This window comes from Haladaptatus rarus, assembly GCF_054177585.1.
Window position 1 is genome coordinate 85163 of the sequence record NZ_JBPEHG010000006.1, and the last position, 19712, is coordinate 104874.

The window sequence follows — 19712 nt, forward strand, 5'->3', positions numbered from 1 at the left end:
TGTTTCGACGATCAGATTCGATGGTGTTCCTCGACGTCGGCTTTGATTCGGGCGAGTGCTCGTCCCATCAGATACCCGGCGAACGGGCCGATGAACAGCCAGTAACGGCGGAATCGCGTTCGGGCAGTCCTGTCGGTCGTCGCCGTCCGAGCTTCGTACGTGACGAGACTCCGGGTCGCGCCGTATTGCCGTACTGAGAAGCCGATCGCCAACTTCGCGTAGCCGGGACGATCGAACGCTCGGAAATCGTCCGCGTCGATCTCTACCCACTCGATATTCGGCTGCCAGACCGCGCCGACCGCACCCAATACGAGTTCCTCACCGGGTTGTTCGTCGAGCAGTACCCAGATTCCGCTTTCAGTGAGGTCTGTCAGCTTCGCTGAATCGGGGAGTTTCGGTTGCACGTCACCACGCCGGAGTGCCTGTATGCGCTCAGGGAGCATGCGGAGCTCTGTGAGTATGCGAACGATAGCTCCCGTCTGCATGAGATCCAGCTCTTCGATCGCAGCATACGTCTCCGCCGGAGGCGTATCTACGACGATGTGGCGACGTTGGGTGGCGTCGTACGTCGGCAACTGTTCGTCGATGAGCATGCCCTGTGTCGGTTCACTACGTACTCGTTTGGCGATCGCTGTAAGCATCGACTGGTCTACGTCACGGAACTGCAAAGGACAGTATGGTGGTTCTCATCACTGTAGAACCACGTTTTGGCGTGTGAATGAAAAAACAGAGTCCCCCTGCAGGCAGTACATCGGTAGGACAGTAGCGATCTCGGTTTTGCTTTCTGTGCGATCGGCAACTACGCTCCACGCTGGTTCTCGTGGTACGATTGCGACTCATGTATCGAACCGTAAATAATATTGATACGCTCTCTCGACGAATTCGATCGTTGGGTGACACCGATGAGCACGACTCGAAGCGTGTTAGAACACCACGTGACCGCGTTTGGCGATCAAGACCTCGAAGCGATACTGGAAGATTACGACGATGAGTCCGTCATCATCACGGATACGGAGACGTACCGTGGGCGCGACGAGATCTCGGGCCTCTTCGAGAATCTGTTCGCCGATTTTTCCCAGGCCGGGTCGACGATCCAACTACATCATCAGGCGATCGAAGACGACGTCGCACATATCGTCTGGGAAGGTGAGACACCGGATAACGAATACGAGTTCGCCACAGATACCTTCATCATCCGGGACGGCACCATCGTCACTCAGACCTTTGCCGGGAAGATCGATCCGAAGTAGTAAAACAGATACTAATATCGAAAAATTTTCACAAAGAGACCGACAATTTTTATTCGCCCGACTAGCGTATGAGTAACGGATTCGATTCATTTTTCGTTTATAAAGAGAATCGGTATTATCCACAAACCTACTATTTCGTTTACAAATTCAATATTCATTTCCAATAATATTGCCTCCAAACAGCAAATGTTGCAGTTTTATGGGTGTCGTCTCTGGACTTCTGTTCGAGGTCGTCTGCAACTAAATGACGAGAACAAGCCTATCGATCCTACTTGTCGTTTGTTTGGTGTTATCGGGGTGTGCCTCGATCGGCGGAGACACCAATCAAACGTCCAGCCAGACTACCACGACTACACAGCCAGCCGCGACGTCGACCACAGCCACAACGACGGCAGCCACCACGACGACGGCAGCAGCCACGACGACTGCAGCAGCCACGACGACTGCAGCAGCCACGACGACTGCAGCAGCCACGACGACAACGGCTACGACCAGTTCGACGGAAACCACCACTGGAACGTCGGGTTGGTCGGAACCCACACCGCCGAACACGCCATTACAGAACAAGATGGGTTCGGAGGATCGTGATCGGATCAAGAGCATATCTGTCGTGAACAAGAGCAAAGCCAGTGGAGGCGGGTATTCGGACTTCGACCTCCAGATCACAGCCGACACCCAGATGGAGAACATCGACCCATCCAGTCACGGCACCGTGGTGGGTGAGCCGTATTTCCTCGTCTACATCAACGGGTCGCTCAACAACGGGTCGCGATTCAGTTACACCAACGGGACACTCGGCGAGCGACTGAACGTCTCGCAGGAGAAGAACGGCGAGTACACCATCAACGTCCACCCTGAAGCGCTCGAGAAGGCGGACATCGAAGATGGGAAGGTTCAGATCATGGTGTTGCTGCTAGACGAAGACAGCGACTGGGACGACATCTACGCCGTCAAGACCGTCACCATCGAGTATTCGTCCGAGAAGTAACCCTCCGCGACTCACGCCCGTCCCTCCGAGGGGGTTTTACAGTTCCTTTTTCTTATAGAATGTGCCGGAGAGATAGGATGGTTGACACCGTTACTCCGATTCAGTAGCCGAGACTGCATCTACTGTGGAAAAAGGGATATTTACCATCAACGGTTATCAAGAAATAGCCAAAAACCTTTCGAAAAGTCGAATGCTGAAACTAGTCGAATGGGAGCCTCTAACAAATCGACGTCGAGTGAACCGGTACTTCGAATTTCGACGTCATCGACTGGAGATCGGTCGAACGAGATACTGAGACGGGCTACTGCCGTATCCGAGCGAACAACGGTCGTGCCGGTTGGCACGACCGGGATAGAGGTTCTCGAACCACTCGCCCTGCTCACTGAAAATGGGACGACAGCGTTTCACGCGAACTGTACGCCAGACTCGGTTCGTAACCTGGTGAAAACATTGGAATCGGGTGAACATCCGACAGAGGAGGCCGACTACGTCGTCGACCATGAGCGCGGAATCGCAACAGTTCCTCTACCCGACGACGGCCCACTCGCTGTCGGTCAACGGTCTATTCTCGAACGATGTGGATGGGTCGATCCAACGAGTATCTCTGGATACGAAACGCTCGTTGCCAATGATGGCGAGCAGAACCCGGATGAGGTGCTGGAAACGATCGTTACTCTTGGGCTTCGTGGACGAGGTCGAGGCGATGCCCAAATGGACGAACCGATCATCAAAGAATGGCAACTTGCTCGTGAGACAGATGGTGAACCTGTAGTCGTCGTGAACGCGCACGAAGCGGACGCTCGGAATTGCACGGATCAGACGCTCTTAGATGGTTCCCCGATAGAGATACTCGACGCAGCAACAGCGGTTGCGTACGTCGTCGGTGCAGAAGACATCGTCATCTATACAAACGAATCGACCGCCAATCACCAGCTTCGCGAGGCGATTGAGACGTTCGCCGAAACCGATGCTGCCTCCGATGTAAATCTTCAGGTGTTCTCTGGTCCGGATATGTACATCGCGGGGGAACCGACGATGGCTATCGAAGCCATTGAAGGCAACGACCGGTTAGAAGCCCGCCTGCGTCCCCCATCACCAGCGGCACACGGTCTCTATGGTCGGCCAACCGTCGTCCACACGCCGCGGACACTTGCCCACGTTCGACGCGCGTTGCGTGAATCTGACGCGTTTGATCCTCAAGATTCAGATCCTGGAACTCGCCTCATGACTGTCACGGGGGACGTTCAAGCATCAGCTACAATCGAAATCCCACCGGAAGGAACGCTGGCGATCGCTCGTGACGCAGTTTCGATGGATGGTGTCTTCAAGATGGCATGTGTGGGTGGTCAATTCGGCGGCATAACGCAGTCACTCGACTACTCACCACGTCCATCAACACTCTCGAAGGCACAGCTCGGAACCGAGGGGGTTGCCGAACTGTTCAACGAACAACGCTGTGTCGTTGCCACGGTCGGCACACGGTCGAAGTTTGCACAAGAGGAGAACTGTGGTCGCTGTGTACCGTGCCGAGAAGGATCGAAACAGGCGACGAACCTTCTACGCGAACTCTACGACGGTGAGTATAATGACGCGTCACTCCGCGAACTTGCACGAACGATGCGTAAAACGAGTATTTGCGAATTCGGGCGAACTGCAACACGACCTGTGACAACAGCTATGAATGAGTTCGAACCAGAATTCCGTGCACACGCTGATGGCCATTGTCCGACCGGTACTTGTGAGGAGGCGAATCCATGAGTTCCGACGAGAAATCCGGCGTCGAAGACACAGCACCAGCATCACCTCACCCTGGTGTTCCGAACGTCGGAGATCCACGACCGAGCACACCGTTGACCGAGGATTTCGCAACGGGAACAGCAAACGACCCGGATGTCGGCGGTGACGATGATGGAATGTATCATCTGACCGTCGACGGCCACGCTATCGCTGTCCCATCTGGATCGACGCTCATCGATGCCATCGAAGCCGTCGAGACGGATGGATACGTCCCCGCACTCTGTTACTACGATCGGGACACTGAGCAAAGTGAGAAGATCGGCCCCCGTTCGGAGTGTCGGACGTGCATGGTCACGACCGACGAACACGGACTCGTTCCTGCGTGCAGTTTTCCGGTTGAGGACGGCATGACGCTTCGCACTGAGACGGAAGCCGCGACCGAAGCGCGTGATGTGAATCTCGACCTCGTACTTTCAAATCACAACCTTCGGTGTACCACTTGCGGACAGAATGGTCGCTGTGAGCTACAAGACGTGTCTATCGAAAACGACGTCGAAGAACCACGATACGGTGTTTTCGAAGACCGCGACGAGTACGAACCCCTCGACGATACCTCTTCGGCGATCCAGATCGACCGGAACAAGTGTATTCTCTGTAATCGGTGCGTCGAAGCGTGCAACGACGTGCAGGTCAAGGGTGTCCTCCGCGTCGAGGGGCAGGGACAAGACACTCGGATCGGCTTTCAGGGTGACGCGGAGACGATGCACGACTCGACCTGTGTCTCCTGTGGCCACTGTGCGACGGTTTGTCCAACTGGGTCGCTCGTCGAGCAAGGCTTGACGGATGCAGCGACCATTCCGTTACCAGGATTCAATCAGGAGAACTCCATCGGGAAAGTCATCGACCGAACCCGCGCAGAAACGGCGGAAGAAGCGGAGGCACCGAACAGGAACCACCCACACGAGACGGACGACACAGCGACAACTGACACCGCTGAGAAGTCAGGTGTCGCACAGTTCATGGCAAAAGCGAAAGCACAAGCACAGGATACTGCAAAGCGGGTCACAGATAGTGCCCTGGAAGAGGCTGAACACGTCTCGGAATCGGTAGCCTCAGAGACGCTCACTATCGGCCAGATGTTCGATGTCGCAGAGGTCATCAATACGCCGCGACTGGGCCGCATTACGAAAGCGGACACGACTTGTAACTACTGTGCAGTCGGTTGCCGGTTCGAGCTGTACGGAAAAGATGGCGAGATACTCGGTGTCCGACCTGCTGACGAGGATGCGACGCCTGCCAACGACTTCTCGACGTGTGTGAAAGGGAAGTTCGGTTACGACTTCGTCGATAGCGACGATCGGCTAACGACGCCACTCATCCGCGACGGTGACGAGTTCCGCGAAGCGTCGTGGGACGAAGCACTGGATCGAATCGCCCAGGAGTTAAATGACGTTCAGGAGAAATGCGGTAACGACGCCGTCGCCGTTACGTCCTCGTCGAAAGCAACGAACGAGGAGAACTTCCTGAATCAAAAGTTCGCACGGCAAGTGCTCCAAACTCCACACGTAGATAATTGTGCTCGCTTGTGTCACTCCTCAACCGTGTCCGGTCTGAAACAGACGGTCGGGTATGGTGCCGGAACCGTTCGTATCAACGAAGATATCGGTGAGACGGATTGCTATCTCATCGCCGGTTCGAACACGACCGAGAGTCATCCGGTGTTAGCGACACGCATCAAGCAGAACGTTCGGGACGGCGCAGACCTGTTCGTCTTCGATCCGCGTGAGATTGGACTATCGGAGCACGCGACGCAGTACACACAGACGAAGCCCGGCGAAGACATCGTGTGGATAAACGGCATGATTCGCCACATCATCGCCAACGACCTCCACGACAAGGAGTTCATCCAAAAGCGGACGAAACACTTCGACAAACTCGAAGAGAAAGTCGAACCGTTCACGCCGAAAAAGGTCGAAGAACTCGCGGACGTTGCGCCAGACGAGTTGACACATGCTGCCGAAACGATCGCGAACGCTGACACCTGCATCTTCGGTTGGGCGATGGGACTCTCACAACACGCACACGGGACTCGGAACGTCCTTGCGATGTCGAACTTGGCGCTCGTCACAGGGCATATCGGCAAACCTCGTGCAGGGCTAGCACCGTTCCGGGGTCAGAACAACGTTCAAGGCGGCGGTGGTGACATGGGGCCCGCCCCTCACAATTTGCCAGGATATCAAGACCCCGAAGATGACGACGTCCTCGATAAATTCGAATCGAAGTGGGGTGTCAGACCACCTGGTGAGGTCGGGCTTCGTCTCCCTGAACAGTTTACAGCAATCCATGATGGACATCTCAAGGGAATGTTCATCATGGGCGAAAACCCAGTTCTCTCGGAGCCGGATATCAATGATGCTGAGCAAGCCCTTGACGAACTCGATTTTCTCGCGGTACAAGATATGTTCCTCACTGAAACTGCAAAACTCGCCGACGTGGTTCTCCCTGCTGCATCCGGAGCGGAAAAATATGGGACACAGACGAATACCGAGCGACGTATCCAGATGGTTCGCCCGGCCGTCGAACCACCGGGTAAAGCTCGGACAGATATGGATATTCTCGTCGATCTTGCAGGCCGATTTGGGTTCGACTGGGACTACGACGGGCCAGCAGATGTAATGGACGAGATCAACGACCTCGTTCCCATCTACGGTGGTGTCACCTACGACCGTCTCGAAACCACGCCGGAGGGCCTTCAGTGGCCCTGTGAGGACACGGACGATCCTGGTACGTCATACCTCTACGAGGACGAATTCAATTTCGACGACGGTCTGGCACGATTTGTTCCTGCCGACTTCGCTGAACCGCCAGATTTACCCGATGATGAGCATCCACTCATGCTCACCACTGGGCGAGTGCTCTATCACTGGCATACTGGAACGATGACTCGTAGAGGGCGGACGTCAATGGATCACGTGCCGGAAAGTTTCGTGACGATTCACCCGGATATGGCCGATCGGCTCGGTGTAGAAGACGACGAGTATGTTCGCGTCGAGTCGAAGCAGGGCGAAATCGTGGTGAAAGCCAACATCGAAGAAACGTCTAGTCCAGGTGTAGTGTTCATCCCGATGCACTTTATCCACGGCGCTGTGAACGAACTCACACACCATGACCTCGACCCAACCTCCTACATTCCGGCATATAAAGTGACGAGCGTTCGAATCGAGTCGATCGAATCCTGAAATGGAATTGAGTTCAGTTTTCAATCTCCCGGCCACGTGAGTAAGGATTACTATTTGTGCCATCGACCACCAGTGAAATGGTGGAATTCACACTACGAAAAGACCGAAGGACTTCCCAGAGCGCGCATCTCTTCTCTCATTTACATTCATATTAAGGTTATAATTTGTCATTACTTATTGGTTTACAGTTGCGATATGCAGTATGACCAGTTCCTCGGCGAACGCGGAGTCGAAACCGATGAGCGAGAGCGTCGCACGACCACGAGAAAGCTCGACGTTCTCCTACGCCTTCCGTTGGCCCCTCGTCGACGATGAACCACCGAGCACCAGTATCGTCACGGCGCTCGCAACCGTGGCAGCGTTGCCGCCAGAGCAACTGGAACTTCGAATCTTCGATCACACCGAGCCAGATGCACTCGATGCGTTGCTCACGGATTCGACGGCGGAATCTGCCGGGCTTCAGGTCGAATTTTCGATCGAAGGGTACACGGTTCGAATCGGTGGTGATGGGACACTGACCATCACGGAAGACGCCGAATAGGACGCGAGTTGTCCATCTCTGTGAACACTTGACGTAGTCGGTCTACCAGACGACATGGCGAGGGGTCGCCCGCTATTTTATCAGATGTCGGGGTGGAGTACCGGTATGAATAGTCACGAGATTATCGATGGGTTCGAAGGATGGATTCGGTCACGACAGGACCAAGCACCCGTCGATTCCACGATGGAGGATCTCGAACGGTTCACGAATATCGAGCCACGAGAACCCCATCCGAACGTCGAACCCACAAGTCTTTCTTTCGGACTACCAGAACGGTCGCGTTCCGTGTTTGGCTTCCTCCCTCCGAGCCGTGTTCCTCGAATCGAGCGTTCGTTCGAGTTTCCGTCACCGGTTCAGTCCTCACGGATAGCGAACGACATCGTAACCGGTGTCAGATGGCACGGCGAGGAACGTGAGTCCGCATCTGCCGCAGCAATCATGCTTCATGGAGCGTTCGCACCTGACTTCACCGCCGAACGCTTCCTTTCGGTTCCATTACTCCGCCGGGATATCCATCTCTTCGCCCCCGCGACGCCGTATCACATGGAGCGAGCACCCCCGGAATCCAAATACTCCGGGCAGTATCTTCTTTCGGGTGATGTCCCGCGTTTCATCGAGGGAATGATCCAGGCAGTGGCAGATATCCGAACGCTCGTGGCCACGCTTCGAGAGGAGGGATACGACCCCATCTATCTCTTCGGCATCAGCTTGGGTGGGAATATCGCCGCCCAGACGGTCACGATGACGAACGTGGATGGTGCAGTCCTTGCGATTCCAGCAGTCGACTTGTTCGAAACGATAGAGCGAGCACCGATAGCGAAGGGTATCCGACGGGAAGCGATACGCGCCGGATTCGAAGAATCGGATATTCGAGCGGCGATACGACCGATCACACCACGATTGCTCGGGCCACCCGTTCCGGATTCGTCCGATATCCACGTGATCTACGGGCAGTGGGATCGACAGGCCCCTGCAGATGCGATCGAGGAACTGCTCGCGGAGTGGTCGGGCGTCTCTTCGACTCGGTATCCAGCAGGACATCGCACGATGGGGCTTCGTATCTTCGGTCTCCGCCATCAGTTGGCGGGATGGCTCGATGCGAAGATGGCGATGGATTCGGGCAAAGAACAGGCAACCGAGTAATCGCGGATACGACTTCGAAGGTTACTCGACGACCTGCACGTCAAACTTCGCACGCCAGCGGTAGCGTCGACCGCCCCAGACGAAGGTACGCCGTGCGAGTCCGTAGCCGAGGAGCGGAACCTGAACCAGTAGTGCCGGGTACGCGAGCAGTACTGTCCACCGATAAACACCGAACGCTGCATAGAGTCCGGTCATGAAGAGTGTCGATACGACCAATGAGGGAAGGGGAAAGAGGAGGCAGAGGATAGCGATCACGGAGGCGACGACACTCATGACTGCGATATCACGTGGTTCGTGTCGCCAGACAATCTGCGTGAATCGGACGTGTCGCTCGACCGTCTCACGGATGGTACCGCCAACCTCGACCGTCCGCGTTCGTTTGAGAGGCGTCACGTCGAGATACTCGGAAAGGAGGCCGTCGTCGCTCACCGTGCGGTGAAGGTTTCGGAGAAACGCATCGAAATCGAGGTCGTCGCGTTCGAACATCACTGCGCCACCCCACGCCTTCTCGCTCGTATAGGCACCGAGCGTACCGCCCAACGCATAGACCGGCTCTAACAGAATCGAAAGCGGGTCGCGTCCGACGAAGAACGGAAGCTCCGAAACGGGACCATGCTGGTCGTAGTCGGCGTGCAGTCCAGTGAGCCAATCGGATGGATGGTAGAAATCGTCGTCCGTCCAGATGAGACGGTCGTGCCGAGCTGCTTCCATCCCAGTGACGATAGCGTTCGCCTTCCCCGAGCACCCTCGTGGCTCGCCTGCAACGACGATCTGAACCCCGTCAGGGAGCGCTTCGACGTGCTCTGTGACCGGGTCGGTGTCATCGTCACAGACGATGAGGAGTTCGTCTTCGGGAGCAAGCTGGTCGGCGATCTCATCACAGGCAACCGTCCACTCGACAGTGGGGAGAATGACGCTCGTTGGAGGATCGGGAGCCATATTCGTCTCGTTCGAATACCCCCAATGTAAACACCTCGAAAGGTGAGTAGCTGATGATTACTACCGAATTCCAGCTTTTCAGGCAGGCTATAACAAATGGACTGCTGTTCGTGTGTCGATACCCGAGTAACATCGATGGCTCCTCCTCGTGAAAAACAGACCCGCCGACAGGTAATCGGACGTACCGGCGCCGTCCTTGCAGGGACGCTGCTCGCTGGCTGCTCCAGTTCACCGAATGAAGACAACGAGAAAGGAACGACGACCACCGACAAGAAGACGGTCGACTCTGGACAGCAATCGCTGCGAAAGCTGGGCCAGATACGACCCGCAGCGCAGTCCTCACCCACTGGCGGCTACTCGGAAGTGGCAGTCCGAGCCGATGGCCGCTATGCCGTCGTCGGAACCAAGTGGGGCATCGACGGCACCTATCTCGTCGATATCAGTGACCCCGATACTCTGAAGCAGGTTCACTATCTGGACAGTTCGAACGACGCACCGAACCTGGACGTCAAGTTCGACCATCGGAACGGGCTGTACTATCGAGCGATAGAAGAGACATGGCCGGGTAACTTCGAAATCATCGACTACGGCTACGCGACCGGGACGCCGACTTCTCCGACTGTTATGAGTACAGTCGCCGAGGGGAAGTCGCATAACGTGACACCGCACCCGAGGAAGCCCGTCCTCTATACGGTAAATTACGGCCTGAAGAAGAATGGCTTCGACGTGTACGACACCAGCGACCCGACGGCCCCCCGTAAACTGAGCGAGCACGGCCCACAGGGGGCGGGTCACGATATCTCCGTTGATCCCGAACGAGAGTTGCTCTGTTGTGCCTATCAGTCAGGGGAGTTCATTGGCTTCATAATCTACGACATCAGCGAGCCACGCGATCCAATCGAAATCGGGCGCTTCGACTACTCAGAGCAAAAATCCTACTCACAAGCAAGAGTCGGCGAAGAAGCGTTCGGGAGTGCACATCATGGCCACTTCGACCCGCGGCGCGAGTTGCTCGTCATCGGTGACGAACGTCCGCAAGGAATCCCAGGCGGAAAGCACGTCTTCGACATCGGATGGGAGGATGGTTCACTGTCGAACCCCATTCCGGTCGGGTTCACCGTCTCGCCGAATGCACAGCGAATGGACAAAGGCGACTACGCAGACCGCTTCGATTGGACTGGTCATCACTTCAATATCGTTCCGCAAGGGAAGACCACACTCATCGTCAGCGCCGACTGGCACGATGGCGTCGTGGTGTACGACATCACCGACCCGACAGAGCCGCAGCCGACAGATCGATACCAGACCGATGACGGTGCGGATACGATGACACCGAACGACAAAGTTGCGCGACTGGGCTCGCCGCCGATGGCGTGGAAGACGGCACACACTTCAACAGGTGAGCGCGAATTCGTCGTTGCAAGTGATACGTTCACGGGACTCTACACGTTCGAACTGACCAAGCGATCGAGATAGCCAGTTCTAGTGAGGCCGATTTCGATCACTCAACTACTGACGTGTGTCGGATGATACGATCGAAATCGTCATCGAGTTAGAGTCACCACATTTGTTTCACATCCAGGCAGTGTATAACAATGGGCGATGCTCCCCTCGACGAAGACGGAGCGTCACACCGAACGGCCGCCTGGAACCGACCTGTGACGCTCCAACCAGGACGCGTTGTGCGTCCTCGTGTGTGTCCGTCATACTCACCGTCAGCAGGCCGGGAGAGCCCGCGCCGCTGGCGGTGAACACTCCTGTATTTTCAGCAAGGAATGGCGTGCCATCGCCGCCCTGTCTGACTTTCCGCTCATTCGGAACGACCCAATGGTCGAAACGAAATTTCACGATGTTTCCGTCTTCGCAGACGAATTCGTCGTGACCTACTCGGTTCGCACGTCTGCTGTGATCGCGAGGACGTCCGTGTCGGTGATGGGAGTCTTTCGCTCAGCGCGTTCTTGAATCCGCGTGACGACGGACGCGAGATCGTCATCGTCGAGTTCGATATCGTGGTCATCGAGTACCGCTCGAACCCCTGCTCGACCCGAATGCTTGCCGAGTACGAGCCGTCGCTCCCGACCGACCTTCTCCGGCGGATACGGTTCGTACATCGCCTCGTCTTTGAGCGTTCCGTCCGTGTGGATCCCGCTCTCGTGGGCGAATGCATTGGTTCCGACGACGGCCTTATTGGGCGAGAGCGGGATTCCGGTCGCCCTCTCCACGGTCTGTGCGAGTGAGTAGAGTTCGGTCATATCGACGGTCTCGATATCGTAGGCGTGGTCGAGTGCGATCGCTACCTCCTCCAATGCGACGTTTCCAGCGCGTTCACCGACACCGTTGACCGTCGCGTGAACCAAGTCCGCACCGGCGGCGATGCCTGCGAGCACGTTCGTGAGGGCCAGTCCGATATCGTCGTGCGTGTGCGTGCTCGTCGGCCCGAGGGCCGTGAGACGGCTGACGATCTCCTTCGTTCGGGTCGGATCTGCGTGGCCGACCGTATCACAGTAGCAGATGCGGTCGGCACCAGCGTCCAGTGCAGTACCGAGCAGTCGTTCGAGAAAGTCAGCGTCTGCGCGGCTTCCGTCTTCGCCGAGGACTTCGACCCACAACCCGTGAGCGTTCGCGTACTCGACGAGTCCGACCGTCGTTTCGACGATGTCGTCCCGTGTCGCCCCGACTTTTCGTTCGATATGCCTGTCGCTCGCGGGAACGACGAGGTTGATGCCATCGACGTTACAGTCGAGTGCTCGATCGATATCCGCCTGGATACCACGTGTGAAACTCGTGATACGAGCGTCGAGACCGAGATCCGTCACTCGGCGAATCGCATCGCGCTCACCTGCACTCGTGCATGCGCTTCCTGCTTCAATCACCGAGACGTCCGCTGCGTCGAGCGCGGTCGCCACGGCTGCTTTCTCGTCGGGTGAAAGCGACACACCTGGTGCTTGCTCGCCATCTCGGAGTGTCGTATCGAGAAGCTGTACGTCTGCAGTCTCAAACGCTGTGGTTGTATTCGGGGAACCCCCGAATAAATCGGTCACCGGTCATGCGTTACCACCGGGTAGTGGTCGATGGGAGCACATCAACGGACGTGGTCTGACAGACACCTCTGTCTACTTGAGTGGAAGAGAAGTTGTGAATATTTTCATATCATCCGGGCAATTTCCATTTATCGAGTTGTTCGGTGTCTTGAACTCGAATCGAGGCAATATGTCTACTCGACCGGCAAAATCAGTTTTATCGAAGGAGCGTGAATATAGCTCTGGGAAAGGGGGAAGTGCACTGTCGGTGCTGTCGACACCGACCGCAAAAGGCTGGCGCCACCCTTTTCCTGTCATGCTTTCCGGGATGATGAGTGGATATAGCACAGCCGTAAGAATCGAACCGATTCTTCCATAGCGAGAACTCACTGAGAAACTCGCCTGCTGATTCGTTCGCCGATGCGCTCGCCGGGTCGCCGAAGTGTGCCGCTTTCGACTTCGTAGACGTAGCCGTGAACGGTGACCGAATCTGGAATGAGCGGGTGGGCTTTCAGATACTCGATCTGCGCCTGGCATGCCTCGTCGATGTCGTCTGTCATCCGAACCCAGTCGGCGATCGACGCATCGCCGAGATCCAACTCGGGAAGCGCGGGATCGATATCGACATCGTCGAGGCTCTGACCGGCGGCGGTTTCGAGCCCTTCGACCACTGCATCATCGGGCGCGCTCATCATCCCGCAGTCGGTGTGATTGACGACGATGATCTCCGTCGTATCGAAGAAGTTCGTGCTCAACGCAGCACTTCGAATCACGTCGGCGGTCACTTTTCCGCCAGCGTTCCGAAAGATGTGAGCATCGCCGAGGTCGAGCCCGAGTGCGGACTCGACCGGAATGCGTTCGTCCATGCAGGCGACGACCATCAGTTGCTTGTCCGTCGGAATCTCTTTGCGTCGCCGCCGCGCCCAGTCATCGCGTTCATCGATTCGAGCTTCGACCCACTCGTAGACCTGTCCTTCTTCGGCTTCCGTCTCCTGAGGAGCTTCTGCCATATGGTATGCTATGACATGGCGGAGCTTCGCTGTTGACGTAACGGCAAGTCGTGCCTGCGTCTCTGACATCGGTACCATCCGACGGGAAGACCGATCAGACGCCCCACGTTCGCAGAGTCAGATTTCATAGTCGGCTGTCGGGTAGTTGGTGATTCAGTCGTCGTTCTGTCTTTGCCCCCGCGTCTCCCGGAGATCTCGGAAGAAGACGAATGATGGCAAGATGACGAGAGATCCGAAGATGACGAGGAACGGAATCAGGTCATCACGGAGATCGTGTCCGAGTGCATCGCCGATACCCCCGAGAGCGATGTCGATGACCAGTCCCCCGAGGAACACGGCAAGCATAAGCCCCCAGATGACCGCGACCGTGAGTCCGAAGATCGCGACCAGACGGAGTCGTCGGTGGGCCTCAGCGAACACCAAGATACCGGCAACTACCAGTGCTATCCCGATAGCCCAGAAGCTACCGAGTACAACAGAATACAGTGATGCCCCGAGAGCTCCTTCGGCGACGCTAAGTAACGTGATGATGAGGGCGACTGCCGATACGAACAGTCCGAGCAGGACGTGTGCGAGGATATCGAACGTGCGGAATCTGAAGGCTGTCCCGAGGATAGCCAACCCGACAGGTGTGACCAGTGCCGCCACGAGCGTATAGATCGCGACGAGCCAGAGTGAACTGCCCGCGAGCCAGGTTGCGGCGAAGACACCGATAATGACCACCGCGGAGATGGTGAGCGCCCAGGAACGTGGGATCTCGATACGCTGCTGGAATGCGTCGAGTCGTCGACGTTCGACTTTTCGGGTCATCGGTCACCCCGCTCCGTCGATTGGTCACCCTCTAACTGGAATCTATTCCTGTTATCGAGAAGGGTAGGGACGGCCACCAACAGGTTCGTCGGGACGATCGAACCCATGTCCACATCATCCATTGGAAATTTAGTCATCACTACTACCATTAGTTGGGAAAGAGCGTAATTTGCGCCTCCAATTCTTTGATACTGGGAATAATACGCAGAACGACGCCCGAAGATGGAATCGATTCGGTTGCGTACCGACGTGATATCATCGACGACCTACCGAAACGTGATGATTCTCGTCGCCCGAGAGTGGAAGGTGTCACTGGTGGCTTAGTAGCGACAACTCAGGGGTTCTCCGTATCGGTGCTTCCTTCAATTTTTATCATGGAAATCGGGGTTGCTGTGACCGTAGTCGGAAAGTATAGACGAAAGATACGCAGCTGTAGTGAACAGCAGCTCCACGAGAATAAGTATCTGAAGAATGGTGTATTTCGATAGAGCAATCGAGACAGCTCTCCGTGGTGGAAGCAGTCATTTTCGAGCGTTGGGAGAGGATTTATTGGCCTGATGCCCCTACCGAGTGATGTGGATTCCCCGTTCGAGATCCTCGGGATCGATTCGGATGCAGACGACACGGAGATCGTGCAAGCCTATCGACAACGAGTCAAGGAGGCCCATCCCGACCACGACGGCTCGATGAGCGAGTTTCAGGTCGTGCGCTTGGCGTACGAACAGATACAGGCGGGCTACGATGGCGAGCAATGGGAAACCGAGCCTGAAAGCGTCGGGGAGCAGTCGCAACCAGAGACATCGCAGGTCGAATATCTCAACTACGAGGTTCTCGACGACTTCCAGTGGGATCTCGACGACGACGACCTGTTCGAGAAAGCATCTGCCGAGGGACTTGACCCGGCCGATTACGGTCAGATATCGGTTCAGCCCCACGAATGCCTGCTCGAAGCCGTAGAAGAGCAAGGATTCACCTGGCCGTACTCCTGTCGCGGTGGAGCGTGCGCGAACTGTGCTGTCGCGGTGATGGAAGGCAAGCTGTCGATGCCCGTCGACCACATCCTCCCACCGGAGATGATGGATCGAAACATCCGGCTCTCGTGTAACGGTATTCCGACGACGGACGAACTGAAGATCGTCTACAACGTCAAACACCTGCCGGACCTCGACGAACTCAGGCTCCCACCTCATCCGTCCGACAAAGCTCGTTCGAACGGTAGCGGGTGAACTGACCGGCACGAACTCAGGACGAGCGGATTTCGACCGTATTTTTCGACGCATCGCTCAGCGTGAATCAGCCCTCAGCTATACCTGGAGTGAAGTACCACGGGGGCAAGCCCCGAGGCACTCTTGCTGTAATACTATAGAGTAGTTCCAGAGATGGCTAGAGGTGAATTCCAGCGATATCCGGTGAAGGAGACTCAGATATCCGAGGCGGGAGAACTCAGTCGAGGTCACGTGGGCGTTCGTGTGAACCGGTTTCGGCGACGGCGGAGTCCTCCATCTGCCGTCCTGTCTCGTGCAGGTGACACGCCACAGACCGCCCCTCGACGTTCCGCTGTTCTGGATTCTTCGTCTCACAGACCGTCGAAAACGTGTCGGCGAGCAGGGCCGCGGCGGCGGTGAACTGTTCGTCGACGACGAGTTTGAGGATGTTCGAGAGAACGCGCTCTGCATCCGCGTCGTCGAGTTCCGACGGGAGGCCGTACTCGCGACGAATCTCCGTTCGAAGGGCGGATGTGTCGACCGACTCGGCACCATCCTCAGGCTCCATATCGGACGTGAGTCGCTCTCGGATGGATTCGAGACCGAACTCCTCGTCACGGAGTGCGATACGGAGCGAAACGATACCCTGCCACATCGGGCGTGGAAGCGACCGATCGACCGGTTGGATGACCTTCGGACAGCGAGTGTGAAAGCGACATCCCGGTGGCGGTGAGGCTGGATCCGGCACGTCGCCGGAAAGTGGGGCTGGCTTTCTTCGGTCGTGCGGGTCAGGTCGTGGAATCGCGTCGAGAAGGGCCCGTGTGTACGGATGTTTCGGGTCGTCGAACAGGTGATTCGTTCGACCGCGTTCGACGAGTTCACCGAGGTACATGACCATGACGCGGTCACAGAGCTGCTGGACGACGCTCATGTCGTGACTGATGAGCAGGATAGAGAGATCGAACGCATCCTGCAACCGACCGATGAGCGCGAGGATCTCCGCCTGTACGGAGACGTCGAGTGCGCTTACCGGTTCGTCGAGGACGAGGATATCGGGATTCAACGAGAGCACTCGTGCCAATGCTGCACGTTGTCGTTCCCCGCCGGACAGTTCGTGTGGGTAGCGAGTCCGGTCTGAGGCCGATAGGCCGACGAGTTCGAGCAGCGTCTCGACGCGCTTCGTTCGGCGTTCCGCGTCGGTGAGACCGTGTGTGACCATCGGTTCGGCGACGGACTCGCCGATGGTCATCCGTGGGTCGAAACTGGACGTGGGGTCTTGGAACACCATCTGCACCTGTCGGCGATACCGTTTGCGCTCGTCTCGCTGAAGCGTCGTCACGTCTCGACCCCGGAATCGTATCTGGCCGTCCGTCGGCGATTCGAGCGATAGTATCATGCGAGCGACCGTCGATTTGCCACAACCGGACTCGCCGACGAGACCCAGCGTCTCACCTCGTCGCAGATCGAACGAGATTCCGTGGACTGCACGAACACGACCTGTCTCTCGTCGCAACAATCCCTCCGTTATCGGATACTGTTTCTCGACCTCCCGAACGGAGAGGACGGACTCTCTCCTTTTATCAGTATCGTGACTCATCGGTTCTCCCCCACGAAATCGGTCGCTGTATCTGGGTCGAGGCGAGTGGCATCGTGGTCGTCGCCGTAGTAGACGCACGATGCTCGATGGTCGTCGTCCGTGACTGCCCGAATGGGAGGTTGTGCATCCCTCCGACAGTCGGTCGTCGCGTGCGGACAGCGTGGGTGGAATCGGCACCCCGATGGCGGATCGGTGGGGTCGGGAAGCGACCCGCCGATGGGTTCCGGGTCGCGTCCCCGCCGGGGAACGCTTTCGAGCAGTGCGCGGGTGTAGGGATGGGCCGGTCGGTCGAAGATGTCGAAGACGTCCCCTCGTTCCATGACTTTCCCGGCGTAGAGGACGACGACGCGGTCGGCGATCTGGGCGACGACGCCGAGGTCGTGGGTAACGAACAGGACGGCCATCTCGCGTTCCTCTTGGAGTGTTTGCAGCAGTTCGAGGATGCTGGCTTGCGTGGTGACGTCGAGTGCCGTCGTCGGTTCGTCAGCCACGAGGAGATCCGGGTCACAGGAGAGCGCCATCGCGATGACGACGCGCTGTTTCATCCCACCGGAGAACTCGTGTGGATAGTCGTCGAATCGTTCGACAGGGTCTGGAATCCCGACCCTGTCGAGGAGTTCTATCGCACGCTTTCTCGCACGAGTCCGTGACACGTCGCGGTGAAGTCCGATCGCTTCGACGATCTGGTCACCGATCGTATAGACGGGGTCGAGTGCCCCCTGTGGATTCTGGAAGACGTAGGCGATGCGATCACCGCGGATCGAATCGAGTGTTCGACGCCCCACCGAAAGCAGGTCGTGCCCGTCGAATCGAACTTTGCCCTCCAATCGCGTGGACGGAGGCGGAAGCAAGCGTGTGAGCGACTCACAGGCGACGGTCTTCCCCGACCCGCTCTCGCCGACGAGACAGACGGTTTCACCACGGTCGATGTCGAACGAGACGCCGTCCAGTGCCCGAACGAGACCGCGCTCGGTATCGAAAGTCACGCGGAGGTCGTCCACGGAAAGAAGGGGTGCCATCTACACGTCCCCCCGTGGATCGAGCACGTCGCGGAGCGTATCGCCGACGATGCTCATCGCGATGACGGTCACTGCGAGGACGACGACGGGAATGGTCCATATCCACCAGAGGTTGGTCGGCACGGTGTAGCCGGGAGAGAATCCACTGGCGATCGTATCGCCAAACGACTGCGACCACCGACCGATGTCACCGAGACCGATGTACGTGAGTGCAGTTTCGAGGAGGACGAGTTGTGGAATCTTCTGTGCTGCACCGATGATGACCGTGTTCGAGACGTTCGGTAAGACGTGTCGCCGAAGGATCGTCAGTCGACTCACTCCGGCACTGTTCGCCACCTCGATGTACTGTTCCTGTCGACGCTGGAGAACTTCGCTTCGAACGAGCCGGGCGGTGCTTCCCCAGTTCAACAGGCCGAAGACGACGACGAAGAGAAAGAGACTCGACCCGAAGACGAAGACGGCGATGATGTAGACGAAGAACGCGGGGACTGCCTGCTGGAAATCGACGTAGCGCATAAGGACTTCGTCGACGAGCCCACCGACGTATCCCGAAAGGAGACCGACCGTCGTCGCGAGCGGGATCATGAGCACGGTCGTGATAACGGCTACCTGAAAACTCACGTGGAGGCCGGAGAGAACGAGCTCGACCATGTCCTGACCCACGGTACTCGTACCCAATAGGTGCTGTAACGTTCCGTGACAGTACCCATCGATGACTGGGCCGACACAGGTACTCGTGACCAATCCCTGCCGAACGGAGAAGAACAGCGGTGGCTGACGGAAGTGGCCGATGTTCGTCTCAGGGTGGCCGAATACCATGGGGCTGAAGATAGCGAGCACTGAAACGACCGCGAGATAGCCCAGAGAGATCGTCGCAAGTGTGTTCGACCGGAATCGTCGCCAGTACTGGCGAACCTGTTCTCGGTTCCGGACGAGCGGTGGGAACCCGAAACAGATGACCGCGAGAAGGCTCACCCGATACAACCAGGTGAGGAGCGTCGGCTCCCACGAGATGAAGACGCCGACGGAGTGGTCGTTCGTGTACCGGTAAAGGATGGCCAGCGTGACGAGTCCGGCAACGAACACGAGAATCCTTCTCGGGATCGTCCGGTCACTGCTATCGAGTACGTCCCAATCGATCGGATCCAGAGGGGGGTCTGCTGGAGGCGTATCGGTACCCATCCGACCAGTCACCTCGACTTGCAAACGGGAGG

Annotated in this window: 16 protein-coding genes and 1 pseudogene; 8 read left to right on the plus strand and 9 right to left on the minus strand. The window is 57.1% G+C overall.

What is annotated here, in order from left to right; genetic code table 11:
- Positions 1-11: 11 nt before the first annotated feature.
- Entirely contained in the window at positions 12-641 is a 630-nt protein-coding gene (locus ACR3FE_RS14865; protein WP_458207939.1) for a hypothetical protein, read from the minus strand.
- A gap of 261 nt (positions 642-902) precedes the next feature.
- Here ACR3FE_RS14865 and ACR3FE_RS14870 point away from each other — a divergent pair, with 261 nt between their 5' ends.
- The gene (locus ACR3FE_RS14870; RefSeq protein ID WP_458207941.1) at positions 903-1250 is read left to right on the plus strand and encodes a nuclear transport factor 2 family protein; all 348 of its coding nucleotides are present in this window, start codon (positions 903-905) and stop codon (positions 1248-1250) included.
- Between the two features lie 324 nt (positions 1251-1574).
- Here the strand turns inward: ACR3FE_RS14870 and ACR3FE_RS14875 are convergent, their stop codons facing one another.
- Positions 1575-1790, minus strand: coding sequence for a hypothetical protein (locus ACR3FE_RS14875; protein WP_458207943.1), 216 nt, complete (start codon positions 1788-1790; stop codon positions 1575-1577).
- Between the two features lie 28 nt (positions 1791-1818).
- On the opposite strand from ACR3FE_RS14875, the gene ACR3FE_RS14880 reads away from it, so the two are divergent.
- The 5 genes from ACR3FE_RS14880 to ACR3FE_RS14900 all read left to right on the plus strand — a co-directional run bounded on the left by ACR3FE_RS14880 (position 1819) and on the right by ACR3FE_RS14900 (position 8898).
- Complete coding sequence (locus tag ACR3FE_RS14880; protein ID WP_458207945.1) at positions 1819-2238, plus strand: hypothetical protein; 420 nt, start codon at positions 1819-1821, stop codon at positions 2236-2238.
- Positions 2239-2568: 330 nt separating this feature from the next.
- Positions 2569-3996 carry an NADH-ubiquinone oxidoreductase-F iron-sulfur binding region domain-containing protein gene (locus tag ACR3FE_RS14885; RefSeq protein WP_458207947.1) on the plus strand — a complete coding sequence of 476 codons (1428 nt, stop codon included), beginning with the start codon at positions 2569-2571 and terminating at the stop codon, positions 3994-3996.
- Positions 3993-7214: a formate dehydrogenase subunit alpha gene (gene fdhF / locus ACR3FE_RS14890; protein ID WP_458207949.1), complete on the plus strand. Its 3222-nt coding sequence runs from the start codon at positions 3993-3995 to the stop codon at positions 7212-7214. Before ACR3FE_RS14885 ends, fdhF begins: the two co-directional genes overlap by 4 nt.
- 202 nt (positions 7215-7416) lie before the next feature.
- Positions 7417-7755: a HalOD1 output domain-containing protein gene (locus ACR3FE_RS14895; RefSeq protein WP_458207951.1), complete on the plus strand. Its 339-nt coding sequence runs from the start codon at positions 7417-7419 to the stop codon at positions 7753-7755.
- 105 nt (positions 7756-7860) lie between these two features.
- Positions 7861-8898: an alpha/beta fold hydrolase gene (locus tag ACR3FE_RS14900; protein WP_458207952.1), complete on the plus strand. Its 1038-nt coding sequence runs from the start codon at positions 7861-7863 to the stop codon at positions 8896-8898.
- Positions 8899-8919: 21 nt separating this feature from the next.
- On the opposite strand, the gene ACR3FE_RS14905 is transcribed toward ACR3FE_RS14900, so the two are convergent.
- Entirely contained in the window at positions 8920-9837 is a 918-nt protein-coding gene (locus ACR3FE_RS14905) for a glycosyltransferase family 2 protein (RefSeq protein ID WP_458207953.1), read from the minus strand.
- Between the two features lie 135 nt (positions 9838-9972).
- On the opposite strand from ACR3FE_RS14905, the gene ACR3FE_RS14910 reads away from it, so the two are divergent.
- A complete protein-coding gene (locus ACR3FE_RS14910; RefSeq protein ID WP_458207954.1) occupies positions 9973-11313 on the plus strand; it encodes an LVIVD repeat-containing protein in 1341 nt (446 codons plus the stop codon).
- A 416-nt stretch (positions 11314-11729) separates the two neighbouring features.
- Here ACR3FE_RS14910 and ACR3FE_RS14915 read toward each other — a convergent pair.
- The 3 genes and pseudogenes from ACR3FE_RS14915 to ACR3FE_RS14925 all read right to left on the minus strand — a co-directional run.
- Positions 11730-12878 (minus strand): annotated as a pseudogene (locus ACR3FE_RS14915) (homocitrate synthase/isopropylmalate synthase family protein); the annotation flags it as partial.
- A gap of 365 nt (positions 12879-13243) precedes the next feature.
- Positions 13244-13867, minus strand: a complete 624-nt coding sequence (locus ACR3FE_RS14920; RefSeq protein ID WP_458207955.1) for a beta-class carbonic anhydrase — start codon at positions 13865-13867, stop codon at positions 13244-13246.
- Between the two features lie 153 nt (positions 13868-14020).
- The gene (locus tag ACR3FE_RS14925) at positions 14021-14677 is read right to left on the minus strand and encodes a hypothetical protein (protein WP_458207956.1); all 657 of its coding nucleotides are present in this window, start codon (positions 14675-14677) and stop codon (positions 14021-14023) included.
- Between the two features lie 575 nt (positions 14678-15252).
- Between ACR3FE_RS14925 and fer the strand changes: the two genes are divergently transcribed.
- The gene (gene fer, locus ACR3FE_RS14930; RefSeq protein ID WP_458207957.1) at positions 15253-15903 is read left to right on the plus strand and encodes a ferredoxin Fer; all 651 of its coding nucleotides are present in this window, start codon (positions 15253-15255) and stop codon (positions 15901-15903) included.
- 217 nt (positions 15904-16120) lie between these two features.
- On the opposite strand, the gene ACR3FE_RS14935 is transcribed toward fer, so the two are convergent.
- From ACR3FE_RS14935 to ACR3FE_RS14945, 3 genes are read right to left on the minus strand one after another with little or no spacing between them, the layout of a single operon-like run.
- Positions 16121-17479 (minus strand): ABC transporter ATP-binding protein, encoded by a 1359-nt coding sequence (locus ACR3FE_RS14935; protein WP_458207958.1) that lies wholly within the window; start codon positions 17477-17479, stop codon positions 16121-16123.
- The gene (locus tag ACR3FE_RS14940; protein WP_458207960.1) at positions 17476-18498 is read right to left on the minus strand and encodes an ABC transporter ATP-binding protein; all 1023 of its coding nucleotides are present in this window, start codon (positions 18496-18498) and stop codon (positions 17476-17478) included. Before ACR3FE_RS14940 ends, ACR3FE_RS14935 begins: the two co-directional genes overlap by 4 nt.
- The gene (locus ACR3FE_RS14945) at positions 18499-19680 is read right to left on the minus strand and encodes an ABC transporter permease (RefSeq protein ID WP_458207962.1); all 1182 of its coding nucleotides are present in this window, start codon (positions 19678-19680) and stop codon (positions 18499-18501) included.
- Between the last annotated feature and the right edge of the window lie 32 nt (positions 19681-19712).